Source organism: Methanothermobacter crinale (assembly GCF_055397825.1).
Genome location: NZ_AP042450.1, coordinates 846,679 through 870,775 on the forward strand (window position 1 = coordinate 846,679; position 24,097 = coordinate 870,775).

A 24,097-nucleotide genomic window follows, 5' to 3' on the forward strand; every position below is an offset into this window, starting at 1 on the left:
GACCTTATTCTTTGCTGGGTGTTATACCCCCCTCGATTAACTTTTCTCTAACCTTCTTGTAGAAGTTTTTAGTCAACCTCACGAAGTAGGCTTTGTTTTTAGATTTTTGAAAAATTAGTTCTTCCATATAATTTATCTCTTCTTTGAATTGCCCATCAACCACTGCTATGGCCTTTTTACCCTTTTTTAATAATTTTATCCTGATTTCGCTTTCATCAGACACTACTAGTGGCCTTGCGCTTAATTTGAAGGGGCATATTGGGACTATTATGAATGCTTCTACTCTTGGGTCGACTATAGGACCTCCAGCCGACATGGAGTATGCTGTGGAACCGCTTGGTGTTGCTACTATTATCCCATCAGCCCTTAATTCCTCAACAACCTCGTCATCGACTAATATTTGGATGTGTAACATTTTCGCAGGTTCTCTTGTCATCATAACAACTTCATTGAGTGCTGATGGTAATTTACCATGATGGTAGACGTCTAATTGTGTTCGCTCCTCTATTATATAATTTCCTTGCAGAACTTCCTTGAGTTCTTGGAATACATTTTTGGGGTCGATTTCTGTTAAAAATCCGACTGTACCCATATTCACTCCAAGTAATGGTATTTTCTTTCCCTCTATGAAACTTTGGGTGCGTAGTATTGTCCCATCCCCTCCAATGGTTAAGATGATGTCAACGTCCATTTCCTTTAGATCCCTTGCCAGGTCTTTGAATTCTGGGACTTTGTCTGCTAGTGATGTGTCAATGGAGACTTCAACACCATTTTCTATTAAGAATTCAATGACATTCCTTGCTAATTTAATAGCCATAGGCATGTCGAGGCGTGCCACCACACCCATACGCATTAGATAACCTCCAATGCTTTCATTATCTCATGATGTAATTGTTTGTTCCCAGCTGCTATGAGTGAAGTACGCTCTTTAACATTTAAGAGGCCGTTTAGAGGATCCCCTTTTTCGGTGGTGACTATACCCCCAGCTTCTTCAACTATTAACTTTGAAGCGGCTATGTCAACTACTCTAAGATTTCCTCGCAGATCCATGAATGCGTCATATGCGCCATTGGCAACATATGAAAGTTCTAATGCCACTGAGCCTAGTATTCTCATCCTACGGATAATACGACATATATTATCGACTTTGGGAAATTTGGTACCGTAGATGAAGGCGCCCATTGAGGATTCTTCAAGGGATTTTTGTTTAGATGGCTTTATTTTTTTATTATTTAAGCGTGCTCCATGTCCCCTTAGGGCCTCGTAAATGTCATCGGTGGCAAAATTTTTAACAAAACCCATCTTCACATCATTTAACGATGGTAGAACATTACTGGAATGGTATTCTGCAATTGCAATGGATATGCCATAGAATGGTATGTTTTTGATGGCGTTTGTGGTCCCATCGAGGGGGTCCACGACGAATATTATCTGGGGCTCCGAGTCCTCTTCTTCACCTATTTTAAGGTATCCTATCTCTTCACTGATTAATGTAACCGGTCTCCCTGTATTCTCCAGCACATTTATGGTTTCATCTTCAGCTACAAGGTCTATTAGTTTTGTTGGCGTCCCATCAGCACCCATTTTTATTATTTCACTGGCTTCTTCTTTACCCACGAGGGGTGCTATGGCCTTTTGCACTTGTTCAGCCATTTTGATCGCTATACTCCTCCAATAATAAATGTCAGATTTTTTCATTCCCACAACACCTAAAAATGATTCCTCATTATAGGTATACTAGCGCCGCTACCACAGCACCACATTCCTTGACTTTATGGTTTATTTCTTCCACTATTAAGTTCTTTATTTTTTCACCCCTCTTTCTCATCATATATTCAACCATGAAAATAGCATCTTCCCTTATAATCTTAGGATCCTTGTTTATTCCACCATTCTCAGCCACGCACCCCATATTATCAGATAATGCGACTGCTATGACAGCTGATATAAGATCTCCCCTGTTATTGGAGATTCTATGTGAGAGTACGCAATTAACTGTTGAGCCTGTCTCAAGGGGTGGTAATCTAACTATCTGTGCATTAGCAGGAATTATACTTGAAACTTTTATAAGGTTCACATCGCCTATCCCAGCATCTATAAGAGCGTTATCAAAGGCGTTTAACCTGGTAGGCCCTTCACTCTTTCCTGATGTAATTGAAACCTTCATATTCATCACTAACCTGAAATGTGGGGTAGTGGTAGGTTTTATATAATGGTTGGTAACACTAATAATATAAAAAAATCCTTTATCAGTTTTATCTTATTGGGAGGTATAGATGATGTCAAAGAAGGTAGTGGAAGTCAAAAATTTGAAGGTCGGAAAATATGTTATCATAGATGACGAACCATCAAAGATCATGAACATATCAACGTCATCACCGGGAAAACATGGCTCTGCCAAGGCCCGTATCGAGGCGATAGGCATATTCGACAATCAGAAGAGGAGCATAGTGAAACCTGTTGACGCTAAGATAGAGATACCCATAATTGATAAAAGAACAGCCCAAGTATTAGCTATTATGGGTGATGATGTCCAATTAATGGATCTTGAAACCTATGAAACGTTTGAGACTCCCATCCCCGAGGATTTGAAGGATAAACTTGTTGAAGGGAGTGAGGTGGAGTACATTACCACAATGGGTAAAAATAAACTTATGAGAGTTAAATGATATGTTCCTATACTTGGAGGATTCTTCAAAATTTGCTTTTTCAAGGAGAGAATCCCTTAAAGAATTCCTATCATCCCCGAGAAGTGGGGATGCTTTTGGCATGCTGGGCATCCCCTTTGACTCCACAGCAACTTATATGCCAGGGGCTAGATTCGGCCCATCATCAATTAGAGAAGCATCCTATAATTTTGAAAGGTATAATCTAACATTTAATAGGGAGCTTAAAGTGCCCATTTTTGATTTGGGTGATGTTAGGGTCGTGGCAGGAGACTTTAAGGAAACATCAAAGAGGATAATAGACACATTAACTAGCCTACTATCCTATGAGCTTAAACCTTTAATACTTGGAGGAGAGCATACGATAACCTACCCCATTGTAAAAGTCCTCCAATCCAAGCACAACCCTCTTATTATCCATTTTGACGCACACATGGACATGAGGGATCATTATGATGGAAGATTCTCACATGCAACAGTAATGAGGCGGGTATATGAGCTCGAACCTCAGAGCATAATCATGGTAGGTGTCAGATCTGCATCCAGAGAGGAAATAGAATTTGTCATGGAACATGAAATTGAATATTACACTTCGCAGATGATCCATGAGGATATAGAAGAGGTGACTAGTAAACTTAAAGATATTAAGGGCCCGGTATATGTAACAGTTGACATGGACGTCCTCGACCCCTCATATGCCCCCATGGTAGGTAACCCCACCCCATGTGGACTCACACCATTCCATATGGAAAAGTTCATTGAAATTATAAGCAGAAAAGATATAATAGGCGTTGACATTGTGGAGGTCACATCCCCGGTGAAAGGTGATCAGACCGGGCTCAACGCTGCTAAGATTCTCCATGATCTATTGTCCCTAAAATCATAAGAGGTGCACTCACACATGAACACTAGAGAAGTTGAACTTTCAGGTCATATAATTGATAGCTTAATCCTCCCAAAGGCCTTGGATGTGATAATGGATATGGGTGGAGATTTCAAGATACTTGAATTTGAGATCGGTAAAAGGAAGACGGATCCAAGTTATGCTAGGATACTCGTATCGGCTGATACACCATCCCATTTAAACGAAATACTTGATGAATTAAGCGAGATAGGCGCATCAATAGCAGAGATAAAAGAAGTGGAACTCCGAGCAGCTGAAAAAGATAAGGTGTTACCTGATGGTTTTTACTCTACAACAAACCACCCCACTTTCATCTTCTATGAAGGGGAATGGAGGGAAGTCCAGGACATTGAAATGGATTGTATGATAGTGGTAGACCCCAAGACAAAAACTGCAAGATGTAAACCAATAGGGGAAATAAAAAAGGGGGACCTAGTAGTCGTTGGAAGAGAAGGTATAAGAGTATCCCCCCCAGAGAGGCCCCGCGGGAAAAAGGGAATCTTTGAATTTATGGGGAGCGCCGTATCATCCGAAAAACCCCTCATCACTACCATCAAGAGAATAGCATCAGAGATCATAAGAGTAAAGGATAATGGTGGTAAAATCGCCCTTGTAGCAGGGCCAGCTGTCGTGCACACAGGATCCGCTCCCATAGTTGCCGAGATGATACGTGAGGGTTTTGTTGATGTACTATTCGCGGGTAATGCCCTCGCAACACATGATATCGAAAACGCCCTCTATGGTACATCCTTGGGCGTCTGCGTCAAAACAGGTGAATCAGTAAGCAGAGGCCACCACCACCATATTTATGCTATAAATGAGATTAACAAGGCTGGTTCCATAAAGGCAGCAGTCGAGAAGGATGTATTGAAAAAGGGTATAATGTATGAATGCGTCAAGAATAACATCCCATTTGTATTAGCCGGATCTATAAGGGATGATGGACCACTCCCCGATGTTATAACGGATGTCGTGGAGGCCCAAAATGAAATGCGACGCTACATTAGGGAAGTTGACATAGTGCTGATGATAGCTACAATGCTACATTCAATAGCCGTGGGAAACCTTCTACCATCTCATGTTAAAAGCATATGCGTAGATATAAACCCTGCAACAGTGACAAAACTTGCTGATCGTGGCAGTTCCCAAGTCGTGGGTGTTGTAACAGATGTGGGGGCGTTCCTACCCATCCTATGGGATGAAATCAAAAAGAACAAGTGATAATATTGCTAAGAGGGAACATATTAAATGTTTTCACAGGGGATATATACCCTGCTGAGATAATCATAGAAGATGGTATAATCAAGATTGTGAGAAAAATAAAAGCGGATTTCGATGGGATCCTACTTCCAGGTTTCATAGATTCACATACACACATTGAAAGTTCGCTGATGACACCATCATCTTTTGCAGAAGCCACCATACCCCATGGGACCACCGCAGTGATAAGCGACCCCCATGAAATAGCCAATGTAATGGGTCTTGAAGGGATCGATTTCATGATAGAGGATTCAAAGAGGGTCCCCTTGAAATTCTTTTTCACAGCACCATCATGTGTACCCGCAACAGAATTCGAAACAGCAGGTGCAAAGATAGGAATCAATGAAATAAGAACCCTTCTTGAGAGGGATGACATAGTGGCCTTGGGGGAGATGATGGATTTTCCAGGTGTCATATCAGAGGACCCAGAGGTCATCAAGAAGATAGAAGTCGCGAGGGAGGCGTGCAAGCCTATAGATGGACATGCCCCACTCCTATCGGGGGATGATCTTTGCAAGTATGTGGAGAAGGGTATATCAACTGATCATGAGTCCGTATACGCTGAAGAAGCTCGGGAAAAGAAGGAACTGGGAATGAAGGTCATGATAAGGGAAGGTTCATCCGCGAAGAACCTTCAGGAACTTGCAAGCATAGGAGGGGATTTCCTAGTGTCTGATGATATTGAACCTGGGGATCTCATTGAAGGCCATATGAACGCTATCCTCAGGAAAGCCGTGGAATATGGTATAGATGAAGTGGAAGCTGTTAGAATGGTCACAATAAACCCTGCGGACCATTACTCACTAGATTTTGGTGCAATAGCCCCTGGGAGGAGTGCCGATATAGTATTAGTAGATAACCTGAAAAATTTCACAGTCAAGAAAGTATTTATCGACGGCAGACTCGTTGCAAAGGATGGTAAGAGATTATTCAGAATCAGGGGGGAAGAGAGAACACCACCCCAAGGGAAAATCAGGATAAAAGACCTTGAACCATCTAGGTTGGAGATCCAAGCCTCTGGCAACAAGGCGCGAGTAAGGATCATCAACGTGTTTGATGGGCAGATTATAACTTCAGAATCTGCACGGGAACTCCCCATCATAGATGGGATAATACAACCACTCCCAGAAGATGACATACTGAAGGCATCAGTCATAGACAGATACGGCCATGGGAACATAGGAAACGGTTTTGTTAAAGGTTTCGGCATACAGGAGGGTGCCCTAGCATCTACGGTTGCCCATGATTCTCATAATCTAATAGTTGTCGGCACCTCCACCGATTATATGATGGAGGCTGTTGATGTCCTTAAAGGGGTTGGTGGGCTTGTCGCGGTAGCCCCTGATGAATATATGCATCTTAAATTGCCAGTTGCTGGTCTCATGTCCCATGAAAGGGTGAATATTCTTGCATGTAAAGCTAGACAACTTAACGATTTTGTGGCAGATATGGGATCAAGCTTGTCCAATCCTTTCATGACAATGTCCTTCTTGTCACTCCTTGTAATCCCGCGGTTGCGTTTAAGCGACAAAGGACTATTTAACGTTGAAGAGCGTTGCTTTGTTGATCCAATTTTGTCCTGAGAGAATCTATTATCATTTTCATGGCCATTTTCTCCCTGGATCCTCCTACCTTATCAACCACCCTCTTCATTTCTAATATACGATCTATGATATCCCCCTTATTTTCAACGCGATTTATACGAGTATAATTTATCAAGGATTCTATAATCGCGTATATGCTTCTGTTTAATGGTTCTTTGAAATTTTTACCCTTGCATATCCTTTTAACATCTGCTGTTATAATGAATAATCTAGATTCCCCGTATCGGTCCCTTCTTTTAATGCTCTTCACCTTTTTCATGGTTGCTGTGAAAAATGATGAAGCACCCTTCAAAATCAAATATTCAGAGTATGGTATGAAATAGTCACTTTCGAGGTCTCCTAGGGTGGCCTCTGTGAACAGGATGGGATCATCTGTAATATTAACTGTGAAATTACCAGTAGCTAGTATATTTGAGAGGGTGTGGCTTCCCTCATAAAGGTATAATATTACTTCCTTTGGACTTTTACATATCACACCAATAGGTGCTGCGTTACCTTCACCTTCACCATTTAAAGTTGTAACTATAGTCTCATATAATAAGCCCTTCTCCATTTTAAGGGATTTGAGGCTTTTCACTTCCTCGTAATCTCCTATATCTTCCACCCCACATTATTTTACCACGAATCCTTCGATGTCAGCATTGATAACACAATCAAAGTCGATTTTTTCATACCAGCCCGCTTTTCTGAACATGTCCATGAAACAGACGCCAATAACTTTCCCACCATCTTTTAAGGATTCTTTTATCAGTTTTTTAACATCTTCAATCTTGGCGCCTATCTTTGGCATTGAAAGGCCTCCTAAGAGTATGAGGGCGTCCACTTTATAAGGGTTTACATCTCCTAGTTCAACACCATACTCAGTTAATACAAGTTCTCTGGCCTTTTCAAAGTCCGTGTTTGGGATGAAAATGCTCTTTTTGTCCCTTGCAGCGTATGCGAAAAGTTCTGCGAATGGGGTGCAGACACCTGGGACGCCAGCATACCCAATTGTCTCAACATCCGCAACTTCCTCACGGAAAGCTGTTAAATTGCCTTTTATACCCTTAAACTCTTTAACCTTCTCCATTATAACCAACCTCCCATCGCAATTTATATGATTATAATTTATATAAAATACTATTGGAGGTGGATCGTATCAAATTAGAGATTGAAAATTTAAAAGAAGCCCTTGAGATGATCACCTCTTCAGGGGGATTTTATAGGCTCATCCCAGAAGTGAGAACGAATATAGTGATGGCGAAAGAAAATGCCAGGACAATTAATGACGTGGCAGGAATCCCAGGGAGGATCACAGTCCATAAGAGGGAAGTTTTCGCATGCAGAGAACCTGAATATGGTGCTTCTTCACATCTAGCACGTCTTATATTAGAGATAAGAAAATATGATCCCACATTGAGGAGTGGGATTAACATAAAATATGATAAGGCCATTATAGAAATCTGTGAAAGGATGGGTCTTAAAGTCTCATATTATGATAGGAGAAAAGAGCCAAGGGCGATCAAAGAAAAAGAAGGGGCGACCATACCATGGGGTGTTAAAGTCGCTGTTAAAAGGATAGGCAGGGTACCTGATGTAATATACCATAAGGGGGATTGGGGAAAAGAGCCCATGATAGTACTTTTAGCAGCCGATGCAGTTGAAGCTGCTAGAATAGCCATAAAAATAGGGGATGAATATGAAGTATGAGATGTATCATGAAATCATTCAACAACCACAATCATTAAGGGAAACATTAAAAAGGGAAAAGTCTCATATGGATGAAATCTCCGATAAACTAAGGGAATATGATAAAATATACCTTATAGGATGCGGGAGCTCCCTTTCAACATGCTACTCTGTACGTGACGCCATCAACATTTATTATGATATGGATATAAATATATTCACAGGTTATGAGTTCCTTTATCATAAAAAAATCCAAGATAAGGATTCTTTTATCATATTAACTTCACAATCTGGTGAAACAGCAGATACCCTTGCAGCATTGCGGAAAGCTAGAAAATATAACCTCAAAAGTATAACAATAACTAATGAACCCGCCAGTACCATGGCCAGGGAATCGGATGATACAATATTAACCCATTGTAAGCGGGAGAATGCGATAGTAGCGACAAAAACATATATAAACCAACTACTATGCTTGTATTACATCCTCTTTGGAGTCTATGATGATGAAATTTCAAAAAATATACTAAAGGACCTTAAGAAGTTGCCGAGCGTCACTGATAAGCTCATAACTGAGACAGAAGAGGAGAACAGGCTCCTTGCGTTTGAGTTTAAGGATGATGATATATTCTATTGTATGGGTAGCGGTCCGAATTATGGTCTTGCCTATAAACTTGCAATGACAATGTTCATGGAAGGAGCGCTTAAACACGCCTGTCCACTTTATTCAGGAGAATTTAGACACGGGTTAATTGAAAAAGTTGAAGAGGGTGTTCCAGTAGTCTTTTTAGAGGCTGATCTTCCGGGTGATGTTCTGACGAGGAAATCCATCGAATTCTGCGAGAAAATCAATGCAAAGAATATAATCTTTTCAATGAAAGACTACAGTAACCTTAACAGGCTATTATCACCTTTCATATTAATCATACCACTTGAATGGTTCATATATTATCTTGCAGCTTATAATAACAAGGATCCGGGAAGCACAAGACATATAGGGAAAGTAAGATACTAAAGTCTGTGAACTGCCCCCACCCTGGTGGATGGGGGCTCCTCAGTGAGGCCTTATCCTCCCATTGGCAAGTTCATACCATCCTGTCCCAGTGGACTTGAAATATACCTTCCCTGAATGGAAAATTTTTGCAAGTTTTATTCTACTTTGAGGGTTTGTTTCTTTTTAACTTCTACCTTTGGGAGTTCTACTGTCAGAACACCATCCTCGAATGTTGCCTTAGCCTCGTCCACTTTTATCTTAGCTGGTAATCTCAATTCTCTTCTTGCTTCACCATATCTGCGCTCTTTTTTCACGTAATTGCCTTTTTCCACTTCTATTTCTTCTTTGAAATCTGCTGTTATAGTGATGCTATCCTCTGTTAATTCTATGTTTATATCCTCCTTTTTAACCCCTGGAAGATCCGTTTTTATAATCAGTTTTTCATCGGTTTCTATAAGGTCAAGGCTTGGTTTCTCTGGTAGAGCCTCTGTATACTCTGATATTCTCTTTTCGAATTCCTTTTGCATTTCTCTCATACTCTTTATCATGTCTTCTATCATCTTCTCAGCCATTAATCTTCTTTTTTCCAGCATGCCGAATGGTTTTTCTAGTTTTTTTCTCATGGAGAAAACCCTCCAATCTTTTTATTAATCTAGGGACTCCTTCATCTTCTAATGCGGAGATTAGTATAGGATCTTCAACCCTTATAGTATATTTTTTGATATACTTAATATTTTCTATGAGGTCCATCTTGTTAAACACACAGATGAATGGTATCTTGAATATATTCTTCAAGTCCTTGAAGAGATTATATTGACTCTCCATGGGATAACCGCAAGTTTCAGAAGCGTCAAAGATGAATAATATGATGTCAGCCAAATTTTCCAGGGCGACCATGGCCTTTAGTTCTATGTTGTTCATTTCATCGATTGGACGATCTAAAAGTCCTGGAGTATCTATGACCTGGATTTTGTTCCATCTCATTTGAAGGTAGCCTATCTGAATCCCCTTTGTGGTGAAGGGGTACTCTGCAACCTTTGGCTTGGCACCTGTTAATCTTCGCAGTATTGTTGATTTTCCAACATTTGGGAATCCTGCGATAACTACGGTGAAGGCGTCGAAATCTACTGTGGGCATGTTCTTTAACTTGTTCCTTGTAAAATCCAGGAAATCTAAATCATCCCCGATTTTTTTTATAACAGATGATATTCTGCCATATGCTTCTCTCCTGATGGATGATGCTAATGAGGGCCTCGATTTCCTAATACGCCTTCTGTATTCCCTTTCAAGTTGGCTGATTATGCCAGCAGCCCAGTTAATAGCGCCTAATGATTTTTTCAAAGGGTCTATTCCTACTGTCACGTCAACATAATCTTGGTAAAATTCTGGCAAGCTTTCAATGTCTGGTGTGCGTTCTATTATCAATTTTAATTTGTCCTTGATGATGTTACAAGCTGTTTGGATCCTTATGATCTCTATTGTCTTGGCTTTTTTTTGACTTGGTATTCTTGATGTGCGAGCGGCTGAAGCGGCTTTCCTAGCCCTACTAAATGCCTTGTTTAGGAGTTCTTCACTTGTTGGGATTGGTGGCAGTCTCATGATCCTTCACTTAGTCCTTTTTTTCTTGGAATATTTGGGCTTGGAACTTGTAGACTTTTGTTTCTTGGTCATACCAACAATCTGGTGGAAGGCCTGCTTTTAGGCATGTGTTGCAGAGGAATTCTTCCTCGTCAAAACCCCACTCAACCGCAACCTGAGGTAATAATAGTCCCTTGTAGGGTCCTTTTTCTATGATGAGCCCGTCCACTCCCACTTTTATCCTCTTGGGGTATTCTCGGGGATCTTTCACTTTTATGAGTTCTGGTTTTGTGAGGACGCTCACTTCTATTTGAATTTTGTCGAGTTCATCTACTGTTACTGGGTGGAACCTTGGATCAGATGTTGCTGATGCTACCGCAGCTTCTATAACACCCTCTATTAAGGGTTTTATCGGCTCTGGGAACCCTATACATCCTCTAAGATCTCCATTTTTATTTAATGTTACGAAAACTCCCATCTTTTCCTTTAAGTGGGATGGGACCATTGGAGGATCTATTATTTTACCCTTTTCTAGGCATGTTTTTATGGCTTTTCTGGCAGTTTTTATAAGTAGTCTGCCATCCTCTTTTGAAAGCATTTTATTGTCACCTGTAATTTTTTTGTCCGCTCCCGCCCACCATAACTTCCTTGACTCGTAGATGGGGTCCTCCATCACCTACAGGTACTGTTTGCCCTGCTTTACCACAGAATCCGATATTCATTTTGAAATCTGATCCTATGGCATCGACTCTTTTAAGTGTCTCTGTGATATCCCCTGATAGGGAAACGTCCCTGAGGGGTTCTTTTATTTCACCATCTTCTATTAGGAATGATTCAGCTGCATTGAACTGAAATATGCCCTTTCCCGTGTCCACTTGCCCTCCCCGCGAACCCTTAAGGTACATCCCATATTTAATGCCTTCGATCATCTCATCAAAATTCCAATCCCCAGGTTCTAGGTAGGTGTTGCTCATCCTTACAATGGGGTTTTCACTTATCATTGAACGGGCGTTACCCGTTGGTTCAAGGCCTAATTTTTTGGCTGTCTCCCTGGAGGTTAGATAAGATTTTAGGATACCATCCTCCACGAGGATTGTGGGTGATGCTTTCACACCCTCTGCATCATAATGATAATGTCCAAAGGCGTCCATGGTAGGATCATCCACTATTCTCACATCCTTTGATCCTATCCTTTTACCTAGGCCATCTTTGAGTATCGAATCATCTTGGAGTACAAGGTCCGCCTCTGTTGCATGTCCCAATGCTTCATGTATAAGGACTCCTGTAAGTTTAGGGTCTGTTAGGATGGTGAATCTGCCTGAAGGCGGAGTTTTGGCTGATAATAGCCTAACAGCTTTTTCGCTGGTTTCTCTACCAATTCTTTCAAGGTCTTCTCCTTCAAGTATCTCGAAGCCGTGGCATCCTCCTATACTGTCATGCCCCATTTGGATCTGCAAGCCATCAGAGGCTACTGTATTTAGGAATAGGGCTACTCTCACTTCTTCTGATTCTATATTTGATCCTTCAGAATTGTAGAAGAGGGTTTTTGTCTCAGTGTCCACATAATTTATGGTGGTACTTATGATCTTGTCTATGGAGGCTGCCTTGTGTATGTCTAGTAGTGTTCTTTTTTTATCCTCGACTGGCACGGTAGAAGGTGGTTTTCTGGCCTCGGAGCCTATGCTGTCAACTATCGGTGGATATGGTGTCATCTTAACCTCCCCACCCATTCTCTTGGATAATTTAAGGGCCTTTTTGGCTATTTTATCAATCTTGGACGGGTTAGAAGTATAAGCTAGACCCCAGGAACCCCTATTAAGGACCCTGACACGTATACCAGTGTCGTGGCCAGTTTTAATCTCCTGTATTTTACCATCCTTCATGAGAAGAGAATTGCTTGTGGATTCTCCCATTTTTATATCAGCGTAATCTGCTTTCTCTTCAAGCCAATTGATTGTTTTTTCAAAGGCACTAATCTCCATTTTATCAACCTACTTTTATATGCCCTTTTATTCTCCTGGTGGGGAGTTGGGATAATGCGACAACCTTTAGGGGCTTTAAATCCCGGAAGTGGACATCTACAGGGATTCTTGGAAGTTTTGTTATTTTGTATTGGGGGGACTTGACTAGTTGCTTTTAGCGGGTTAGGTGGATAATTTTTATAGAATCAATTATATAATTACACAGACATAAACCCTATCTTCATTGGGGGGATGTGATATTTTGAAGACCATCGATGAGATAAATCAGAAGATCAAGAATGGGGATGCTGTTGTAGTCACAGCATCTGAAATGACAGAGATAGTAGCTGAAAACGGGCCTGAAGAGGCGGCCCGTGAAGTGGATGTTGTAACAACTGGTACATTCGGTGCTATGTGTTCATCAGGGGCTTTTTTAAATTTTGGCCATTCTGATCCTCCTATTAAGATGGCTAGAACTTATATTAATGGTGTTGAACTTTATTCGGGTCTTGCGGCGGTGGATGCATATATAGGCGCGGCGCAGCCTAACAAAGACCCAGAAATTGGATTGGATTATGGTGGGGCGCATGTCATAGAAGATCTTATAAAAGGTGAGGAAGTAGAGTTGGTGGCTGAGGCATACGGGACAGACTGTTACCCACTAAAACATGTTGAAACTTTGATAACCCTAGATAAGCTCAACCAGGCTATAATGGTTAATCCACGTAACTGTTATCAGAATTATGCTGTTGCAGTTAATTCCACTGATGAAACACTATATACTTATATGGGCACACTTTTACCCAATTATGGTAATGTAACCTATTCAAGTGCAGGGGAGCTCAGCCCACTTATAAACGATCCCCACTTCCAGACCATAGGCTTCGGTACAAGGGTCTTCCTATGCGGAACAGAAGGTTATATTGTTGGTGAAGGCACACAACATTCGACTGAAGTTGAAAGAAAGCATGGTGTACCCACGACCTCTGCAGGTACATTAATGTTAAAAGGTGACATGAAAAAGATGAACCCAGAATTTTTAAGGGCTGCTACAATGCCAAATTATGGTCCAACCCTTTATGTCGGAGTTGGCATACCCATACCCATATTAGATGAGGATATAGCAGCATCTACTGGTATCAGTGACGAGGAGATCACGTGTAAGATTGTTGATTATGGCGTGCCGCGCAGAGAAAGGCCAGTAGTCAAGGAAACGAATTATAAAGAGCTTAAAAGCGGCAAAATCGAGATAGAGGGTGTGGAAGTTCCAACTTCACCATTATCGTCATTGAAAAAGGCTAGGATAATAGCAGAAGAACTTAAAAAATTGATAGAAAAAAGCGAATTCCTACTCACATCACCAATCTATAGATTACCATCAAGGGGTTATACTCTAAGACCCCTTGAAATCAGAAAACCATCAATACTAGTGCGGGAATTGGAGAGTAAGCCAGTGATAGTCACACGCCCTGATGAAAATATCAAAGATGTTGCAAGAAAACTTGTTGAAAACAATATTAATCACATCCCTGTTGTTGACGAAAAGGGAGTACTCCAAGGGATCGTGACATCATGGGATATAGCTGATGCAGTTGCAAAGGGTAAAACCAGCCTACGGGATGTTATGACTAGGAGGGTTATAATCGCCAGGGAAGACGAACCCGTAGAAGTGGTTGCCCGCAGAATAGACAAATATGATATTTCAGGGTTGCCAATCGTTGATTCGAATAACAAAGTAAAAGGTATTATAACAGCAGAGGATATATCAAGGCTTGTGGGGAAGAAGATGGGTAGAGGGGGAGAATCCATATGAAGGCATGGCTAAGATTCCTTCCAAGCATCATAGGCAAGGCCATAATTTCAGAGGCGATAAAAAGATATGATATCGAATTCAACATACTAAGGGCACATATAACACCCCGCGGGGGTAAGATGTTAGTTGAGATAAGCGGCCCCGAGGAAAAAGAGAGTATAAAATTTATAGAGGAGCAGGGTATAGAGGTAAACCCCATAATAAGAGTTGTTAAAAAGGATAAAGATAAATGCATAGACTGTGGAGCATGCATATCACTTTGTCCGGTTAAGGCCATTAAAGTGGAAGAAGACTGGACAGTGGAAATAGATGACCAAATTTGTATAGGTTGTGGTTTCTGCGCCAAATCCTGCCCTACAAAGTCCATAATATTATTCGAATAAAAAGTGGTTTTATGGTTATAGTTGTTGGTTCAGGGGCTGGTGGCGCCACCATCGCAAGGGAACTTGCAAAGAATAACACGGAAGTCACCATCATAGAAAAAGGACCCCTCATACCCTCCAAGCATGCGTTTAAATGCTATGACCCCCCACCCCAAGGCGTGGACCTTCTTAAAACTTCATGCGTAGGCGGCTCCACCCTCGTAGCGGCTGGGAACGCTGTCAGAGTCCTTGAAGATGATCTGAGAGCTTATGGTATAAATATTACAAAGGAACTTGACGAGATAGAAAAAGAACTTAAAGTAAAGCCCCTCCCAAGGACACATATAGGTGACGGGACAAAACTTATAACAGACAGTGCGCATTCACTTGGCTTACCTATAAGGAAGATGCCAAAATTTATAAACCCTAAAAAGTGTAAACCTTGTGGGAAATGCGCCTTCGGGTGCCCTAGGAATGCTAAATGGTCCGCCAGGGAATTCATAGAAGATGCTACAAGATGGGGTGCTGAACTCATACCTGAAACCGAAGTGAAAAAGCTCATAATAGAAGATAATAAGATAGTGGGGGTTAAAACTTCTGCTGGGCCATTATATGATGAGATCGTGGTCCTCGCCGCGGGGGCGGTTGGAACCCCAAGACTACTCCTAAGATCTGGTGTAAATGCAGGGGAAACGTTCTTCATGGACACTTTCATAACAATAGGGGGCATACTAGAAGGTATCCGATTCAATGAGGAAGTGCAGATGAATGCCATAATCGAAATGGAAAATTTCATATTAGCACCACATTTCGCCACACTCATCTCGAAAGAACTTAAAGGGGAAGGTTACAAGGAGAAGGATATCATAGGATTAATGGTTAAAATCGCCGATGAGAACAAGGGGAAAGTTGGGCTGGATGGAATCATAAAGGAAAACACCCTAAATGATATAAGATTACTTGCAAGGGGATCAGCCATTGCAGGTTCCATACTCTCAAATATTGGCGTGGAAACATCCACCATAGTTTCAACACATCCGAGGGGCGCCCATCCAGGGGGCACCGCACCAATAGGCAGGGTAGTTGATGAAAACCTTGAAACATGCATAAAGGGACTTTATATTGCAGATGCAAGCGTACTCCCAAAGGCTCCAGGCGCCCCACCAATCCTCACAATCATGGCCCTCGCACTCAAACTCGCCAGACACATACTAAAAGAGTGAAATATTGTATGTTTAAAAAATTCTTAATATTGGTGGTCATCCTAGGATTCTTTTCCATGGCCCAGGTATCAGCCGCCAATATAGAAATCACATCAACACGTTACTGGAACGGTCAAAACCCTAATAGTATAGCCAATTACAATGGGACTCCAACCAATAGGATAGTGCAAATTGCCAAGGAACGTTTAATCCAAGCATTGGGAGATTTCCATTCAACCCAACCCGGTGGAACTCCAGGAACTGATGCAGTATTCTGTTCAAGAACACCAACCTATGAAAGTTACAAGATAGCATCTTATATAAGTAAGAACAGCCCCTCTAAGCTGATAGTGTATAAGAAAGCCGGGGTAGAATATCCAGGAGCCCTCGAGGATGTGTGCAACCTTAAAAGCATACCTAGTGTTACATGTGAGGTTTTATCCCCACATGGAAGCGTAGCCCAAGGTAGTGTTGGCAGATCATTTACGCAAATGGTCCTATTCCTACAATACAATAATATTATACAGGATACTATTTTGTCAGTTCCACAGGTAATTACAATCGCAAATACCATAAAAAGCTATTATGAATCCTATAAGGGGCTGCCTGACAATGTCACTGTTAACAACCGGTATTATAATATGGGCCAGGTATTGTACTTGTTCTGTAAGGCCACGATGAGCAGTGGCAGCACCACCATGATAAGCGTGTGGAATGTTGACAGTGCCATACTATCATCTGGAAACTATAAAAGTGGGATGATTTATAAGTCAGAGTATCTGCAGGTTGCCGGGAGGATTATTGCATTCATTGACAAGTATGCTCGCGCACCAATATGCCAGTACAAGTCTTGGAAGAATACCATTTCAGCGCCTAGTCTACATATACAGTAAGATCTTATCGTTTTATGGAAAAAAGACTTCCAGGGTATGTGACGATCTAGAATTGGGATTCGATTTCATCTTCGCCCATGAGCCTTTCACAGAAATGACATCTTAGAATCACAGGTTCTCTGTTAATGACATAAAATCGTGTCTCCACTGGCTCCCTTTTATTAGTTATACAATTTGGATTAGGACATTTTAGTATCCCATGCACTTCATCGAGGAGGTGTACTTTCCATTTTTCCACTATCTCATAATCTCTTATTATGTTTATGGTCGCTTTAGGTGCTATGAGGGCTATCTGATCCACTTCATTTGATTCCAGTTCCCTGTTTTCCACTTTAACAATATCCTTTGAGCCATAACGTGAAGATTCCATGTTAATAGCTACTGTAACCCTGCTTTTACCATCTGGAAGACCTAATATCTTCAAAACGTGCAAGGCCTTATTTGAGGTTATATGGTCTATAACGGTCCCATTTTTTATTGGTTTAACTTTAAGTTCTTTGGGTTTTCTCAATCTAAACCCCCTATATTATATATTCCATGAATTTGGCATATACTGGACGTGTTATAAAAACTCCTATGAGTACGCCTAGTACTGTTGTGAACGCGAAACCGGCTAGCATTCCTATACCTGTAGCACCCCTAGAGAAGCCAACGTAAGCTAATGGTAGCATTGCAGCGATTAATGTGCCGGCAGAGGCGAATATTATGAAGAAAGCTTCCCTGATCCTGAATCTTCTCCTGCGCCTTTTCACTTTTTCTCCGCTGAGTACTTCATCTGTCATGATTATTTGGTCATCCACCCCAGTACCTATGGCTGCTAGGATACCTGCTATAGCGGCCAGGTCTATATTCCATCGTATGATGGCGGCAACACCTAGTATGAGTATGAGTTCTGCCAGTGTTGTGAAGAATATTGGCAGTACTAGGATGGGTGTCCTGTAACGTGCGACTAGGATTATGATAATGGCAATAACAGCAAGTAAACCTGCTATGATAGCCCCTTTGGTGAATTCACCTCCTAGTTCTGCGGATACACTGCTTACACCAACGATTTTAACCTTAACGGGTAGTGACCCCGATTTTAGGAGGGTTTCAACTTCTTTTGCCTTTAGTTCTGCGGATTCTTTCGTGCTTTCAGTGCCTGTTATTGCAACATCTGTCACGGGTTTACCAGCCGCAACATCAGGTGATATTGTAGGGGAGGTTATGAGGCGATCATCCAAGTACATGTCAACTGGGGCTCCTGCTTTGCCCTCTGCAGCCTTTGCAAAACGTTTCGCACCATCAGTTGATATGCGGAATGGGACTTGCCACTGGTTTCCTTGTATTATAGGGGATTGTACACTTACAATGTCTGCTCCGGTGAGCACGGTTTTATTGTCGATTTTCGCCTCGAATTTACCGGGTGCCCCCACTATCCTGGTCACTTCTTCAGGGTTTACCCCGGCGATTTCAATGATAACGTTTTGGCTTCCGCTGGCCCTTACTTTCACATCCTTTACACCGAAGATGTTAAGTCTTTTATCAAGGACGCTGGTTATGGTGTTCATAGTCGCTGGGTCCACTGGTTTTTCTAATTGTAGTTGTATAATGGATCCCCCCTTCAGGTCGAGGCCCTGTGGGATTCCGAGGGTTGAAATAGCCGCTAAACTTATCACTATTAGTATTATGAGGATGATCGTTCTTGGTTCTCTTACGAATCCTGAGACTCCTTTTCTCATGATCTTGCCTCCAAGTACCATCTTAGTATACCAAGGTTCATGAGCCATGTTGTTATGATATCAGCTGATAATCCGATAATAAGGACCGCGGCTATATTACTTAAAACTTCGGCTTCTGGTATTATGAATACTGTTACAATGTAGAGCGCGCTCATGGATGCTATTGCCGCTGCCGACATTGTTAAGCCAGTTTTCATGGCTCCTATGGCCCTCTCGGTTATTTTGCCCTTTCTTTGTTTAAGGATTCTTGTTGTGAGTAGTATGTCAGTGTCTACGCTGTAGCCTATTAACATGAGGACCGCGCCGATGGATGCGAGAGACAAGGGGACTTTGAACAGTGACATTCCACCGAGTGCGATTATAATATCGGAGGCTGCTGCCATTATAACTGCAAGTGATGGTACCAGGTTTCTGAAGACTATGAGTACTGTTATGGACATGAAAAAGAAGGCGAATCCCACAGCCCAACAGATTTGGGCCATGGCTTCTTTGCTAAGTATTGGACCCACTGACCTGTAACTTTTTATCTTTGCGGTGCCCTTAAGGGCATTTGCGAATTCATTGACTTGGACGTCACTGCCCATTTGTACTGTTGCGTCATTTCCTTTCATTGAGATGATATTAACGTCTTTGATTTTTAGTTTTTCTTGGATGAGGGCTTTGAGTTCTGTTTGATCCATCCTTTTTTCTAGTGTCAATTCGGCGATGGATCCTCCCTTTAGGTCGACGCTCTCCTCTAGTCCGTGTGTTAGTAGTATGCCAAGGGATAATAATGTTACAATGAGTGGTATGATTATGAGTAGTTTGTAGGATTTTAGAAGTTTTGCTTTCAATGCTGTTCACCCTCTTATCCCATAGAGTATATTTTAAGGTCCTTTTCGGCCATGACCTTTAGAGTGTCCTCTTTAATCTCGTTAAATTGTTTCCCGCCAGTTTTTATCGTGAAGGAGTTTATTATACGGCCTCCTCTCGCTTTTATCTTCTCGGCCATCCTGTTTATTACATTGCTTCCGCCTTGATGGCCCATTGTAGCGAATAATATGACATCTTTACCTTTTAGTTTTAGGTTATCTATTAATGTTATTATGGCAGGTGCTGGTTTACCAGCCCATGTGGGGGATCCTATATATAGGAGGTCATATCCTGTTAAGTCAATAGTTTCGGGTTCTATCGTGGTCTTGTTCTCTCTTATAGCATCTATAATAGATCCTATATTACTTAGGATCCCGTATCTGTCCTTCAAGTCCTCTATTTCCATGGTTTTGGCTGATAGTTCATCTGCAAGGGTTTTAGCTACTGTTTCGGTCTTTTTTGTTTTTGAATAGTATATGATTAGTATCTTTTTCATAATGGGCACCTTCTCCCCCTTGGTATTTGCTCCGTGCTATGGGTGTACTGCTGGAAGGTCTAGGGACATTTTTTCATCAAAACCGAACATGATGTTCATGTTTTGGATTGCTTGGCCAGATGCTCCCTTTACTAGGTTGTCGATTGCTGATATTATAACGGCTCTTTTGTTATCATCAATTTCGAAGCAGCCTATATGGCACTCATTAGAGCCTCTGACAGCGCTTAAACGTGGCATTTCACCCTCTTTTATTATTTTTATGAATGGTTCGCCTTCGTAGAATCCACTGTATATTCCTTCAAGTTCTTTGGGGGTGAGGTCCTCTTTTAGGAATGTATGTGCTGTTGTTAGGATTCCTCGGATAACTGGTACAAGGTGTGGTGTGAAACTCACATTTACTTTGTATTTTTTTGATAATTCTTGGCGTATCTCTGGTGTATGCCTATGATCTGTCACATTATATGGTATCACATTGTCACTACAATTTGGATAGTGGGTTATGGTGGTGGGTTTTATCCCGGCGCCGCTTACACCAGTTTTTGAATCTATTATAAAAGTTTCGGCTAATCTTTCATATACTAGTGGTATACATGCTAGTATCGCCCCTGTAGGGAAGCACCCAGGATTCGCAACGAGATGTGCATCCTTTATCTTGTCCCTGTAAATTTCTGGGAGCCCGTATACGGCGTCCAATTGGCCTTCATGTTTTATCCCATACCATTCTTCATATGTTTTTATATTATCGAATCTGTAATCACCGCTCAAGTCAATGACTTTTATATCCTGTTCTAGGATCTTTGGCACAATCTTCATAGAGGCTCCATGTGGTGTTGCTGTGAATATGAGATCTGCATCAATATTATCAATGTCAACATCTGAGAATTCAAGTTCAAGGTCTTGGAGGTGTGGGTGCACTCTATTTATGGGTTTGCCGGCATATTTTCTAGATGTGGCTGCCACGATCTCCACATGTGGGTGTTTGCTTAGAAATCTTAAAAGTTCGCCGCCTGTATATCCACTGGCTCCTATAATACCTACATCAATCATTAAAATCACCAAATTTTAACAATTTTGGAATGTTTTATCATCAAATTTCATGCTTTTTATTTTTTTGATTATTTTGCAGGTGCTGTCAAGTGGGGCTTTTTTGTATTTCTTCACTCTTTTAACTTCGCATTTAAGACCCCTTTTTCTAAGTTCATGTTCGAGTTCTTTAATATTAAAGTCTTGATCTGGTCCTATGGCTATGATATCAGGGTCTATTTTATGAACTATCTCAAACATGTCTGTCTCACTACCAAGGTAGGCTTTATCAACAGGTTTTAACATTCTAACAACTTCTAGTCTCTGTTTCTCATCTACGATGGGGACTCTTTTCTTCGCCCTTACAGTGAAGTCCCTGGCAACGACTACAACTAGTCTAGCATCTTTTCCGCCGAGTTTTTTAGCCTCTTCTAGGAAGAAAACATGTCCTGGGTGTATGATGTCAAAGGTTCCTGTGGCCATCACAGTCTTCATAATAGTTTTCACCTACTATGGGTCCTCATATTCTAGGGCTTCTTTGAAGTCTATTTTACCCTTGTATAGGGCGGATCCGATCACAACGCCATTCACACCAGTTCTCTTCAAAAGTTTAAGGTCTTTGATGGAGGTCACGCCACCAGAGTATATGATTGGTATATTAACTGTATTGACAAGTTCTTTTAAAGGTTTAACATCCACTCCTTGGAGTAGTCCTTCGACGTTTACGTTGGTGAAAAGTATGCTACCTGCACCTTTATTTTCAAATAATTTTGCCAATATTGGGGCTTTTTTGGACGTTTTTTCTGTCCAACCTTTTATAACTACCCTTGAATCTTTGCTGTCAACTGCTACCATTATGTGATCTGATCCGTATTCTTTTGAAAGTTTTTCCACGATCTCAGGTTTTTTAATGACTAGAGTGCCAAGGATTATCCTCTCAACGCCGATATTGAGGAGTTTCTGGGCATATTCTCTGGTTCTTATACCGCCACCTAATTGTACTGGGATGGAAAGGGATTTGACAATCTCTTTTATAATATGGAAATTGTTGCTTGTTCCAAGGGCCCCGTCAAGGTCTATTAAGTGTAGCGTGCTCGCCCCTGTTTCTTCCCATTTCATGGCCGCGCCTATGGGATCGTCTATGATGACTTGTTCAGTGCCTGGGATGCCCTGTACTAGTTGGACGCATTTTCCATTTTTTATGTCAACTGCAGGGATTATCAACATTTTATCAGGGGGGAACATGATAATCACATTATCGTTTTTAAAAGTGTGTTATATCATTTATTGTTCTGGTATAATATAAAAATTCCGAGGATCATTATAAAAGCGGAGAAAATTTGAAGACTCCCAAAGGGTTCTTTGAGGATCAAGAATGCGAACATGGCCCCGAACAAGGAAGAGAGTGGGAATAGTGAGCCCACTCCTGTTGATCCTATTTGTCTGAGGGCGAAGTAAATTAATATGAAGGCGAAGCCTATACTAAATATTGAAACGGAAAATAGGAATGGTAACATTTTAAGTGGGAATCTCAAGCTCATATTAAGGAATAACAAAATGAACATTAATATTAGACCACCAGTAAAACTTTTTATAGCTGATATCCATATAAGGTCTCTCTTTCCGCTGAGAAATTTACTTAATACGGTGTCTAGACTCCAGAAGAATGCTGCTCCAATAACAAGGAGATTGCCCTTAATATTCTGGGTTAAGATTATATGATGGAATTCTCCATTAGTTGCTATTAGGGTTGCCCCCATGATTAATAAAAGAACACCTAAAATGCTTTTTAATTTTAAAGATTCCTTAAATATAATTAAGCCCATCAATATTATGAAGAAAACTTCGATATTTAAAAGGAGTGCTGAGTTCACAGCGCTGGTTTCGCTAAGACCCCTAAGAAAGAGTAATGGGGCTATAGCAGAACTTGAAATGGCTGTTACGATCAATATGAGGTAATCGGAGGGTTTTATGGACATTTCACTATCTTTTTCACGATTGAGCACATTTAATATAAAATTCTTTAAGGGCGATTGTCTTACCAGGAATAGGAAAATTCCTGCTATAAGATAAGTTAAAGCTCCGATCAAAATGGGGTTCATTTCACTGACCATAATTTTATTAAGGGGTGCTGATAAGCCGAAGAAGATTGTGGCAAAAATTACGCTCACATAACCCCATAGACGTTTCATTGAATCCCCCCTAACTGAGGATTAACATCCCAATTATATCTGTATAAGGTTTATAAAAATCAATAGCAAGGAGGATTGATAAGGGTATGAAAAAGATAGCATTGAAGGTAGCATATCTGGGCACGCGCTTTTATGGATTTCAAAGGCAACCAGGCCTCCCCACAGTTGAAGGAGAGATTATAAGCGCACTACAAGAGGCTGGTCTTATTGAGGATCCGAGGAAAGCAAGATTCCAAGCTGCTGGCAGAACAGATAAAGGTGTGCATTCACTTGGCAATGTTGTAACATTTTACACACCATATGACGTCCATGTAAATCAAATAAATGATATCCTGCCACGTGACATTAGGGTATTGGCAAGTGCCTCTGTATATTATGGGTTCAAGGTAAGATATCCCATTAGAAGATACTATCGTTATATATTATTTGATGATGATCTTAACTTAGAAGCTATGAACTTAGCGGCTTCAAAGTTTGAAGGAACACATGATTTCACGAATTTTTCCAAGAGAATTGAAAGAAACCCTATAAGGAAGATAGAATCTGTTAAAATTCTAGAAGATGATGATTATTACCTTATTGACGTGGTTGGTGAAAGTTTCCTATGGCAGATGGTGAGGAAAATAGTTAAAGTTATCGCCGATGTTGGGAGGGGTGAAATCGAAATAAAGAGGGTTGATGAGCTACTCAATCCAAAGGAGAGAATCTATATAGATCCAATGCCACCAGAAAACCTTATACTAATGGGACTTGAATATGGGGTTAAAATCATGTTCAAAGAAGATGATTATGCGATATCCTCATTTAAATCAATGCTAGAGGAGGAATTCCTAGAATATAAGAGAGCATCTATTGTCAGGAAAGTGATGAGGGATACCCTTATATCCTTCAAATAATATTATAACTCC

Annotated in this window: 28 protein-coding genes; 11 read left to right on the forward strand and 17 right to left on the reverse strand. The window is 41.0% G+C overall.

Annotation, left to right across the window (positions count from 1 at the left end):
- Positions 1-4 precede the first annotated feature (4 nt).
- From ACZ5XX_RS05030 to ACZ5XX_RS05040, 3 genes are read right to left on the reverse strand one after another with little or no spacing between them, the layout of a single operon-like run.
- Complete coding sequence (locus tag ACZ5XX_RS05030) at positions 5-853, reverse strand: NAD(+) kinase (protein WP_464583134.1); 849 nt, start codon at positions 851-853, stop codon at positions 5-7.
- The gene (locus tag ACZ5XX_RS05035; protein ID WP_464583136.1) at positions 853-1,698 is read right to left on the reverse strand and encodes a bifunctional fructose-bisphosphatase/inositol-phosphate phosphatase; all 846 of its coding nucleotides are present in this window, start codon (positions 1,696-1,698) and stop codon (positions 853-855) included. Before ACZ5XX_RS05035 ends, ACZ5XX_RS05030 begins: the two co-directional genes overlap by 1 nt.
- A 28-nt stretch (positions 1,699-1,726) precedes the next feature.
- The gene (locus ACZ5XX_RS05040) at positions 1,727-2,167 is read right to left on the reverse strand and encodes a pyruvoyl-dependent arginine decarboxylase (RefSeq protein ID WP_464583138.1); all 441 of its coding nucleotides are present in this window, start codon (positions 2,165-2,167) and stop codon (positions 1,727-1,729) included.
- Positions 2,168-2,279: 112 nt separating this feature from the next.
- Here ACZ5XX_RS05040 and ACZ5XX_RS05045 point away from each other — a divergent pair, with 112 nt between their 5' ends.
- From ACZ5XX_RS05045 to ade, 4 genes are read left to right on the forward strand one after another with little or no spacing between them, the layout of a single operon-like run.
- Entirely contained in the window at positions 2,280-2,669 is a 390-nt protein-coding gene (locus tag ACZ5XX_RS05045; protein ID WP_464583140.1) for a translation initiation factor IF-5A, read from the forward strand.
- Position 2,670: 1 nt separating this feature from the next.
- Positions 2,671-3,552 (forward strand): agmatinase, encoded by an 882-nt coding sequence (gene speB / locus ACZ5XX_RS05050; protein WP_464583142.1) that lies wholly within the window; start codon positions 2,671-2,673, stop codon positions 3,550-3,552.
- Between the two features lie 15 nt (positions 3,553-3,567).
- Positions 3,568-4,791 (forward strand): ornithine cyclodeaminase, nickel-pincer nucleotide-dependent, encoded by a 1,224-nt coding sequence (locus ACZ5XX_RS05055; RefSeq protein ID WP_464583144.1) that lies wholly within the window; start codon positions 3,568-3,570, stop codon positions 4,789-4,791.
- A complete protein-coding gene (ade, locus tag ACZ5XX_RS05060; RefSeq protein ID WP_464583146.1) occupies positions 4,788-6,413 on the forward strand; it encodes an adenine deaminase in 1,626 nt (541 codons plus the stop codon). The genes ACZ5XX_RS05055 and ade overlap by 4 nt, the downstream gene beginning before the upstream one ends.
- Here ade and ACZ5XX_RS05065 read toward each other — a convergent pair.
- Both ACZ5XX_RS05065 and ACZ5XX_RS05070 read right to left on the reverse strand, forming a co-directional pair.
- Complete coding sequence (locus ACZ5XX_RS05065; RefSeq protein ID WP_464583148.1) at positions 6,370-7,038, reverse strand: DUF447 domain-containing protein; 669 nt, start codon at positions 7,036-7,038, stop codon at positions 6,370-6,372. The genes ade and ACZ5XX_RS05065 overlap by 44 nt on opposite strands.
- A gap of 6 nt (positions 7,039-7,044) precedes the next feature.
- A complete protein-coding gene (locus tag ACZ5XX_RS05070; RefSeq protein WP_464586241.1) occupies positions 7,045-7,503 on the reverse strand; it encodes a DUF2124 family protein in 459 nt (152 codons plus the stop codon).
- Between the two features lie 59 nt (positions 7,504-7,562).
- On the opposite strand from ACZ5XX_RS05070, the gene ACZ5XX_RS05075 reads away from it, so the two are divergent.
- Together ACZ5XX_RS05075 and ACZ5XX_RS05080 are read left to right on the forward strand one after the other, a co-directional pair.
- On the forward strand, positions 7,563-8,123 hold the full coding sequence (locus ACZ5XX_RS05075; protein ID WP_464586243.1) for a thiamine-phosphate synthase family protein: 561 nt from the start codon (positions 7,563-7,565) through the stop codon (positions 8,121-8,123).
- Positions 8,113-9,117: an SIS domain-containing protein gene (locus ACZ5XX_RS05080; protein ID WP_464583150.1), complete on the forward strand. Its 1,005-nt coding sequence runs from the start codon at positions 8,113-8,115 to the stop codon at positions 9,115-9,117. The genes ACZ5XX_RS05075 and ACZ5XX_RS05080 overlap by 11 nt, the downstream gene beginning before the upstream one ends.
- Before the next feature lie 134 nt (positions 9,118-9,251).
- On the opposite strand, the gene ACZ5XX_RS05085 is transcribed toward ACZ5XX_RS05080, so the two are convergent.
- Genes ACZ5XX_RS05085 through ACZ5XX_RS05100 form a run of 4 tightly spaced genes read right to left on the reverse strand, consistent with a single transcriptional unit; the run spans position 9,252 to position 12,656 of the window.
- Positions 9,252-9,719 carry an Hsp20/alpha crystallin family protein gene (locus tag ACZ5XX_RS05085; RefSeq protein WP_464583152.1) on the reverse strand — a complete coding sequence of 156 codons (468 nt, stop codon included), beginning with the start codon at positions 9,717-9,719 and terminating at the stop codon, positions 9,252-9,254.
- Positions 9,661-10,695, reverse strand: a complete 1,035-nt coding sequence (locus ACZ5XX_RS05090) for an NOG1 family protein (RefSeq protein WP_464583154.1) — start codon at positions 10,693-10,695, stop codon at positions 9,661-9,663. The genes ACZ5XX_RS05085 and ACZ5XX_RS05090 overlap by 59 nt, the downstream gene beginning before the upstream one ends.
- Before the next feature lie 10 nt (positions 10,696-10,705).
- Positions 10,706-11,272 carry a TIGR00296 family protein gene (locus ACZ5XX_RS05095; protein WP_464583156.1) on the reverse strand — a complete coding sequence of 189 codons (567 nt, stop codon included), beginning with the start codon at positions 11,270-11,272 and terminating at the stop codon, positions 10,706-10,708.
- 7 nt (positions 11,273-11,279) lie between these two features.
- A complete protein-coding gene (locus ACZ5XX_RS05100) occupies positions 11,280-12,656 on the reverse strand; it encodes a TldD/PmbA family protein (RefSeq protein WP_464583158.1) in 1,377 nt (458 codons plus the stop codon).
- Between the two features lie 241 nt (positions 12,657-12,897).
- On the opposite strand from ACZ5XX_RS05100, the gene ACZ5XX_RS05105 reads away from it, so the two are divergent.
- The 4 genes from ACZ5XX_RS05105 to ACZ5XX_RS05120 are packed head-to-tail and all read left to right on the forward strand — an operon-like array spanning position 12,898 to position 16,905.
- Entirely contained in the window at positions 12,898-14,448 is a 1,551-nt protein-coding gene (locus ACZ5XX_RS05105; protein WP_464583160.1) for a homocysteine biosynthesis protein, read from the forward strand.
- Positions 14,445-14,831 carry a 4Fe-4S binding protein gene (locus ACZ5XX_RS05110; protein WP_464583162.1) on the forward strand — a complete coding sequence of 129 codons (387 nt, stop codon included), beginning with the start codon at positions 14,445-14,447 and terminating at the stop codon, positions 14,829-14,831. Before ACZ5XX_RS05105 ends, ACZ5XX_RS05110 begins: the two co-directional genes overlap by 4 nt.
- Before the next feature lie 11 nt (positions 14,832-14,842).
- Positions 14,843-16,033: a GMC family oxidoreductase N-terminal domain-containing protein gene (locus ACZ5XX_RS05115; protein WP_464583164.1), complete on the forward strand. Its 1,191-nt coding sequence runs from the start codon at positions 14,843-14,845 to the stop codon at positions 16,031-16,033.
- 8 nt (positions 16,034-16,041) lie between these two features.
- Positions 16,042-16,905 (forward strand): hypothetical protein, encoded by an 864-nt coding sequence (locus ACZ5XX_RS05120; protein ID WP_464583166.1) that lies wholly within the window; start codon positions 16,042-16,044, stop codon positions 16,903-16,905.
- 46 nt (positions 16,906-16,951) lie between these two features.
- Here the strand turns inward: ACZ5XX_RS05120 and pyrI are convergent, their stop codons facing one another.
- Genes pyrI through ACZ5XX_RS05160 form a run of 8 tightly spaced genes read right to left on the reverse strand, consistent with a single transcriptional unit; the run spans position 16,952 to position 23,189 of the window.
- Positions 16,952-17,416, reverse strand: a complete 465-nt coding sequence (gene pyrI / locus ACZ5XX_RS05125) for an aspartate carbamoyltransferase regulatory subunit (RefSeq protein ID WP_464583168.1) — start codon at positions 17,414-17,416, stop codon at positions 16,952-16,954.
- Between the two features lie 10 nt (positions 17,417-17,426).
- Complete coding sequence (locus ACZ5XX_RS05130) at positions 17,427-18,626, reverse strand: SecDF P1 head subdomain-containing protein (RefSeq protein WP_464583170.1); 1,200 nt, start codon at positions 18,624-18,626, stop codon at positions 17,427-17,429.
- Positions 18,623-19,459, reverse strand: a complete 837-nt coding sequence (locus tag ACZ5XX_RS05135; RefSeq protein ID WP_464583172.1) for a protein translocase subunit SecF — start codon at positions 19,457-19,459, stop codon at positions 18,623-18,625. Before ACZ5XX_RS05135 ends, ACZ5XX_RS05130 begins: the two co-directional genes overlap by 4 nt.
- A gap of 14 nt (positions 19,460-19,473) precedes the next feature.
- Positions 19,474-19,974: a flavodoxin family protein gene (locus ACZ5XX_RS05140; protein ID WP_464583174.1), complete on the reverse strand. Its 501-nt coding sequence runs from the start codon at positions 19,972-19,974 to the stop codon at positions 19,474-19,476.
- Between the two features lie 36 nt (positions 19,975-20,010).
- Positions 20,011-21,021, reverse strand: a complete 1,011-nt coding sequence (gene argC / locus ACZ5XX_RS05145) for an N-acetyl-gamma-glutamyl-phosphate reductase (protein ID WP_464583176.1) — start codon at positions 21,019-21,021, stop codon at positions 20,011-20,013.
- Positions 21,022-21,036: 15 nt separating this feature from the next.
- Complete coding sequence (locus ACZ5XX_RS05150) at positions 21,037-21,492, reverse strand: FAD synthase family protein (protein WP_464583178.1); 456 nt, start codon at positions 21,490-21,492, stop codon at positions 21,037-21,039.
- A gap of 15 nt (positions 21,493-21,507) precedes the next feature.
- Positions 21,508-22,224 carry a 1-(5-phosphoribosyl)-5-[(5-phosphoribosylamino)methylideneamino]imidazole-4-carboxamide isomerase gene (gene hisA / locus ACZ5XX_RS05155; protein WP_464583180.1) on the reverse strand — a complete coding sequence of 239 codons (717 nt, stop codon included), beginning with the start codon at positions 22,222-22,224 and terminating at the stop codon, positions 21,508-21,510.
- 53 nt (positions 22,225-22,277) lie between these two features.
- Positions 22,278-23,189 (reverse strand): DMT family transporter, encoded by a 912-nt coding sequence (locus ACZ5XX_RS05160; RefSeq protein WP_464583182.1) that lies wholly within the window; start codon positions 23,187-23,189, stop codon positions 22,278-22,280.
- 86 nt (positions 23,190-23,275) lie between these two features.
- On the opposite strand from ACZ5XX_RS05160, the gene truA reads away from it, so the two are divergent.
- Positions 23,276-24,085, forward strand: coding sequence for a tRNA pseudouridine(38-40) synthase TruA (gene truA, locus ACZ5XX_RS05165; protein ID WP_464583184.1), 810 nt, complete (start codon positions 23,276-23,278; stop codon positions 24,083-24,085).
- The last annotated feature ends 12 nt before the right edge of the window (positions 24,086-24,097 follow it).

What these genes read in the sequence shown, in the direction of transcription:
- ACZ5XX_RS05030 (WP_464583134.1), bottom strand. Translation starts at nt 853, where the DNA reads ATGCGTATGGGTGTGGTGGCACGCCTCGACATGCCTATGGCTATTAAA.
- ACZ5XX_RS05035 (WP_464583136.1), bottom strand. Translation starts at nt 1,698, where the DNA reads ATGAAAAAATCTGACATTTATTATTGGAGGAGTATAGCGATCAAAATG.
- ACZ5XX_RS05040 (WP_464583138.1), bottom strand. Translation starts at nt 2,167, where the DNA reads ATGAAGGTTTCAATTACATCAGGAAAGAGTGAAGGGCCTACCAGGTTA.
- ACZ5XX_RS05045 (WP_464583140.1), top strand. Translation starts at nt 2,280, where the DNA reads ATGTCAAAGAAGGTAGTGGAAGTCAAAAATTTGAAGGTCGGAAAATAT.
- speB (WP_464583142.1), top strand. Translation starts at nt 2,671, where the DNA reads ATGTTCCTATACTTGGAGGATTCTTCAAAATTTGCTTTTTCAAGGAGA.
- ACZ5XX_RS05055 (WP_464583144.1), top strand. Translation starts at nt 3,568, where the DNA reads ATGAACACTAGAGAAGTTGAACTTTCAGGTCATATAATTGATAGCTTA.
- ACZ5XX_RS05070 (WP_464586241.1), bottom strand. Translation starts at nt 7,503, where the DNA reads ATGGAGAAGGTTAAAGAGTTTAAGGGTATAAAAGGCAATTTAACAGCT.
- ACZ5XX_RS05080 (WP_464583150.1), top strand. Translation starts at nt 8,113, where the DNA reads ATGAAGTATGAGATGTATCATGAAATCATTCAACAACCACAATCATTA.
- ACZ5XX_RS05085 (WP_464583152.1), bottom strand. Translation starts at nt 9,719, where the DNA reads ATGAGAAAAAAACTAGAAAAACCATTCGGCATGCTGGAAAAAAGAAGA.
- ACZ5XX_RS05090 (WP_464583154.1), bottom strand. Translation starts at nt 10,695, where the DNA reads ATGAGACTGCCACCAATCCCAACAAGTGAAGAACTCCTAAACAAGGCA.
- ACZ5XX_RS05095 (WP_464583156.1), bottom strand. Translation starts at nt 11,272, where the DNA reads ATGCTTTCAAAAGAGGATGGCAGACTACTTATAAAAACTGCCAGAAAA.
- ACZ5XX_RS05100 (WP_464583158.1), bottom strand. Translation starts at nt 12,656, where the DNA reads ATGGAGATTAGTGCCTTTGAAAAAACAATCAATTGGCTTGAAGAGAAA.
- ACZ5XX_RS05110 (WP_464583162.1), top strand. Translation starts at nt 14,445, where the DNA reads ATGAAGGCATGGCTAAGATTCCTTCCAAGCATCATAGGCAAGGCCATA.
- ACZ5XX_RS05115 (WP_464583164.1), top strand. Translation starts at nt 14,843, where the DNA reads ATGGTTATAGTTGTTGGTTCAGGGGCTGGTGGCGCCACCATCGCAAGG.
- ACZ5XX_RS05120 (WP_464583166.1), top strand. Translation starts at nt 16,042, where the DNA reads ATGTTTAAAAAATTCTTAATATTGGTGGTCATCCTAGGATTCTTTTCC.
- ACZ5XX_RS05130 (WP_464583170.1), bottom strand. Translation starts at nt 18,626, where the DNA reads ATGAGAAAAGGAGTCTCAGGATTCGTAAGAGAACCAAGAACGATCATC.
- ACZ5XX_RS05140 (WP_464583174.1), bottom strand. Translation starts at nt 19,974, where the DNA reads ATGAAAAAGATACTAATCATATACTATTCAAAAACAAAAAAGACCGAA.
- argC (WP_464583176.1), bottom strand. Translation starts at nt 21,021, where the DNA reads ATGATTGATGTAGGTATTATAGGAGCCAGTGGATATACAGGCGGCGAA.
- ACZ5XX_RS05150 (WP_464583178.1), bottom strand. Translation starts at nt 21,492, where the DNA reads ATGAAGACTGTGATGGCCACAGGAACCTTTGACATCATACACCCAGGA.
- hisA (WP_464583180.1), bottom strand. Translation starts at nt 22,224, where the DNA reads ATGTTGATAATCCCTGCAGTTGACATAAAAAATGGAAAATGCGTCCAA.
- ACZ5XX_RS05160 (WP_464583182.1), bottom strand. Translation starts at nt 23,189, where the DNA reads ATGAAACGTCTATGGGGTTATGTGAGCGTAATTTTTGCCACAATCTTC.
- truA (WP_464583184.1), top strand. Translation starts at nt 23,276, where the DNA reads ATGAAAAAGATAGCATTGAAGGTAGCATATCTGGGCACGCGCTTTTAT.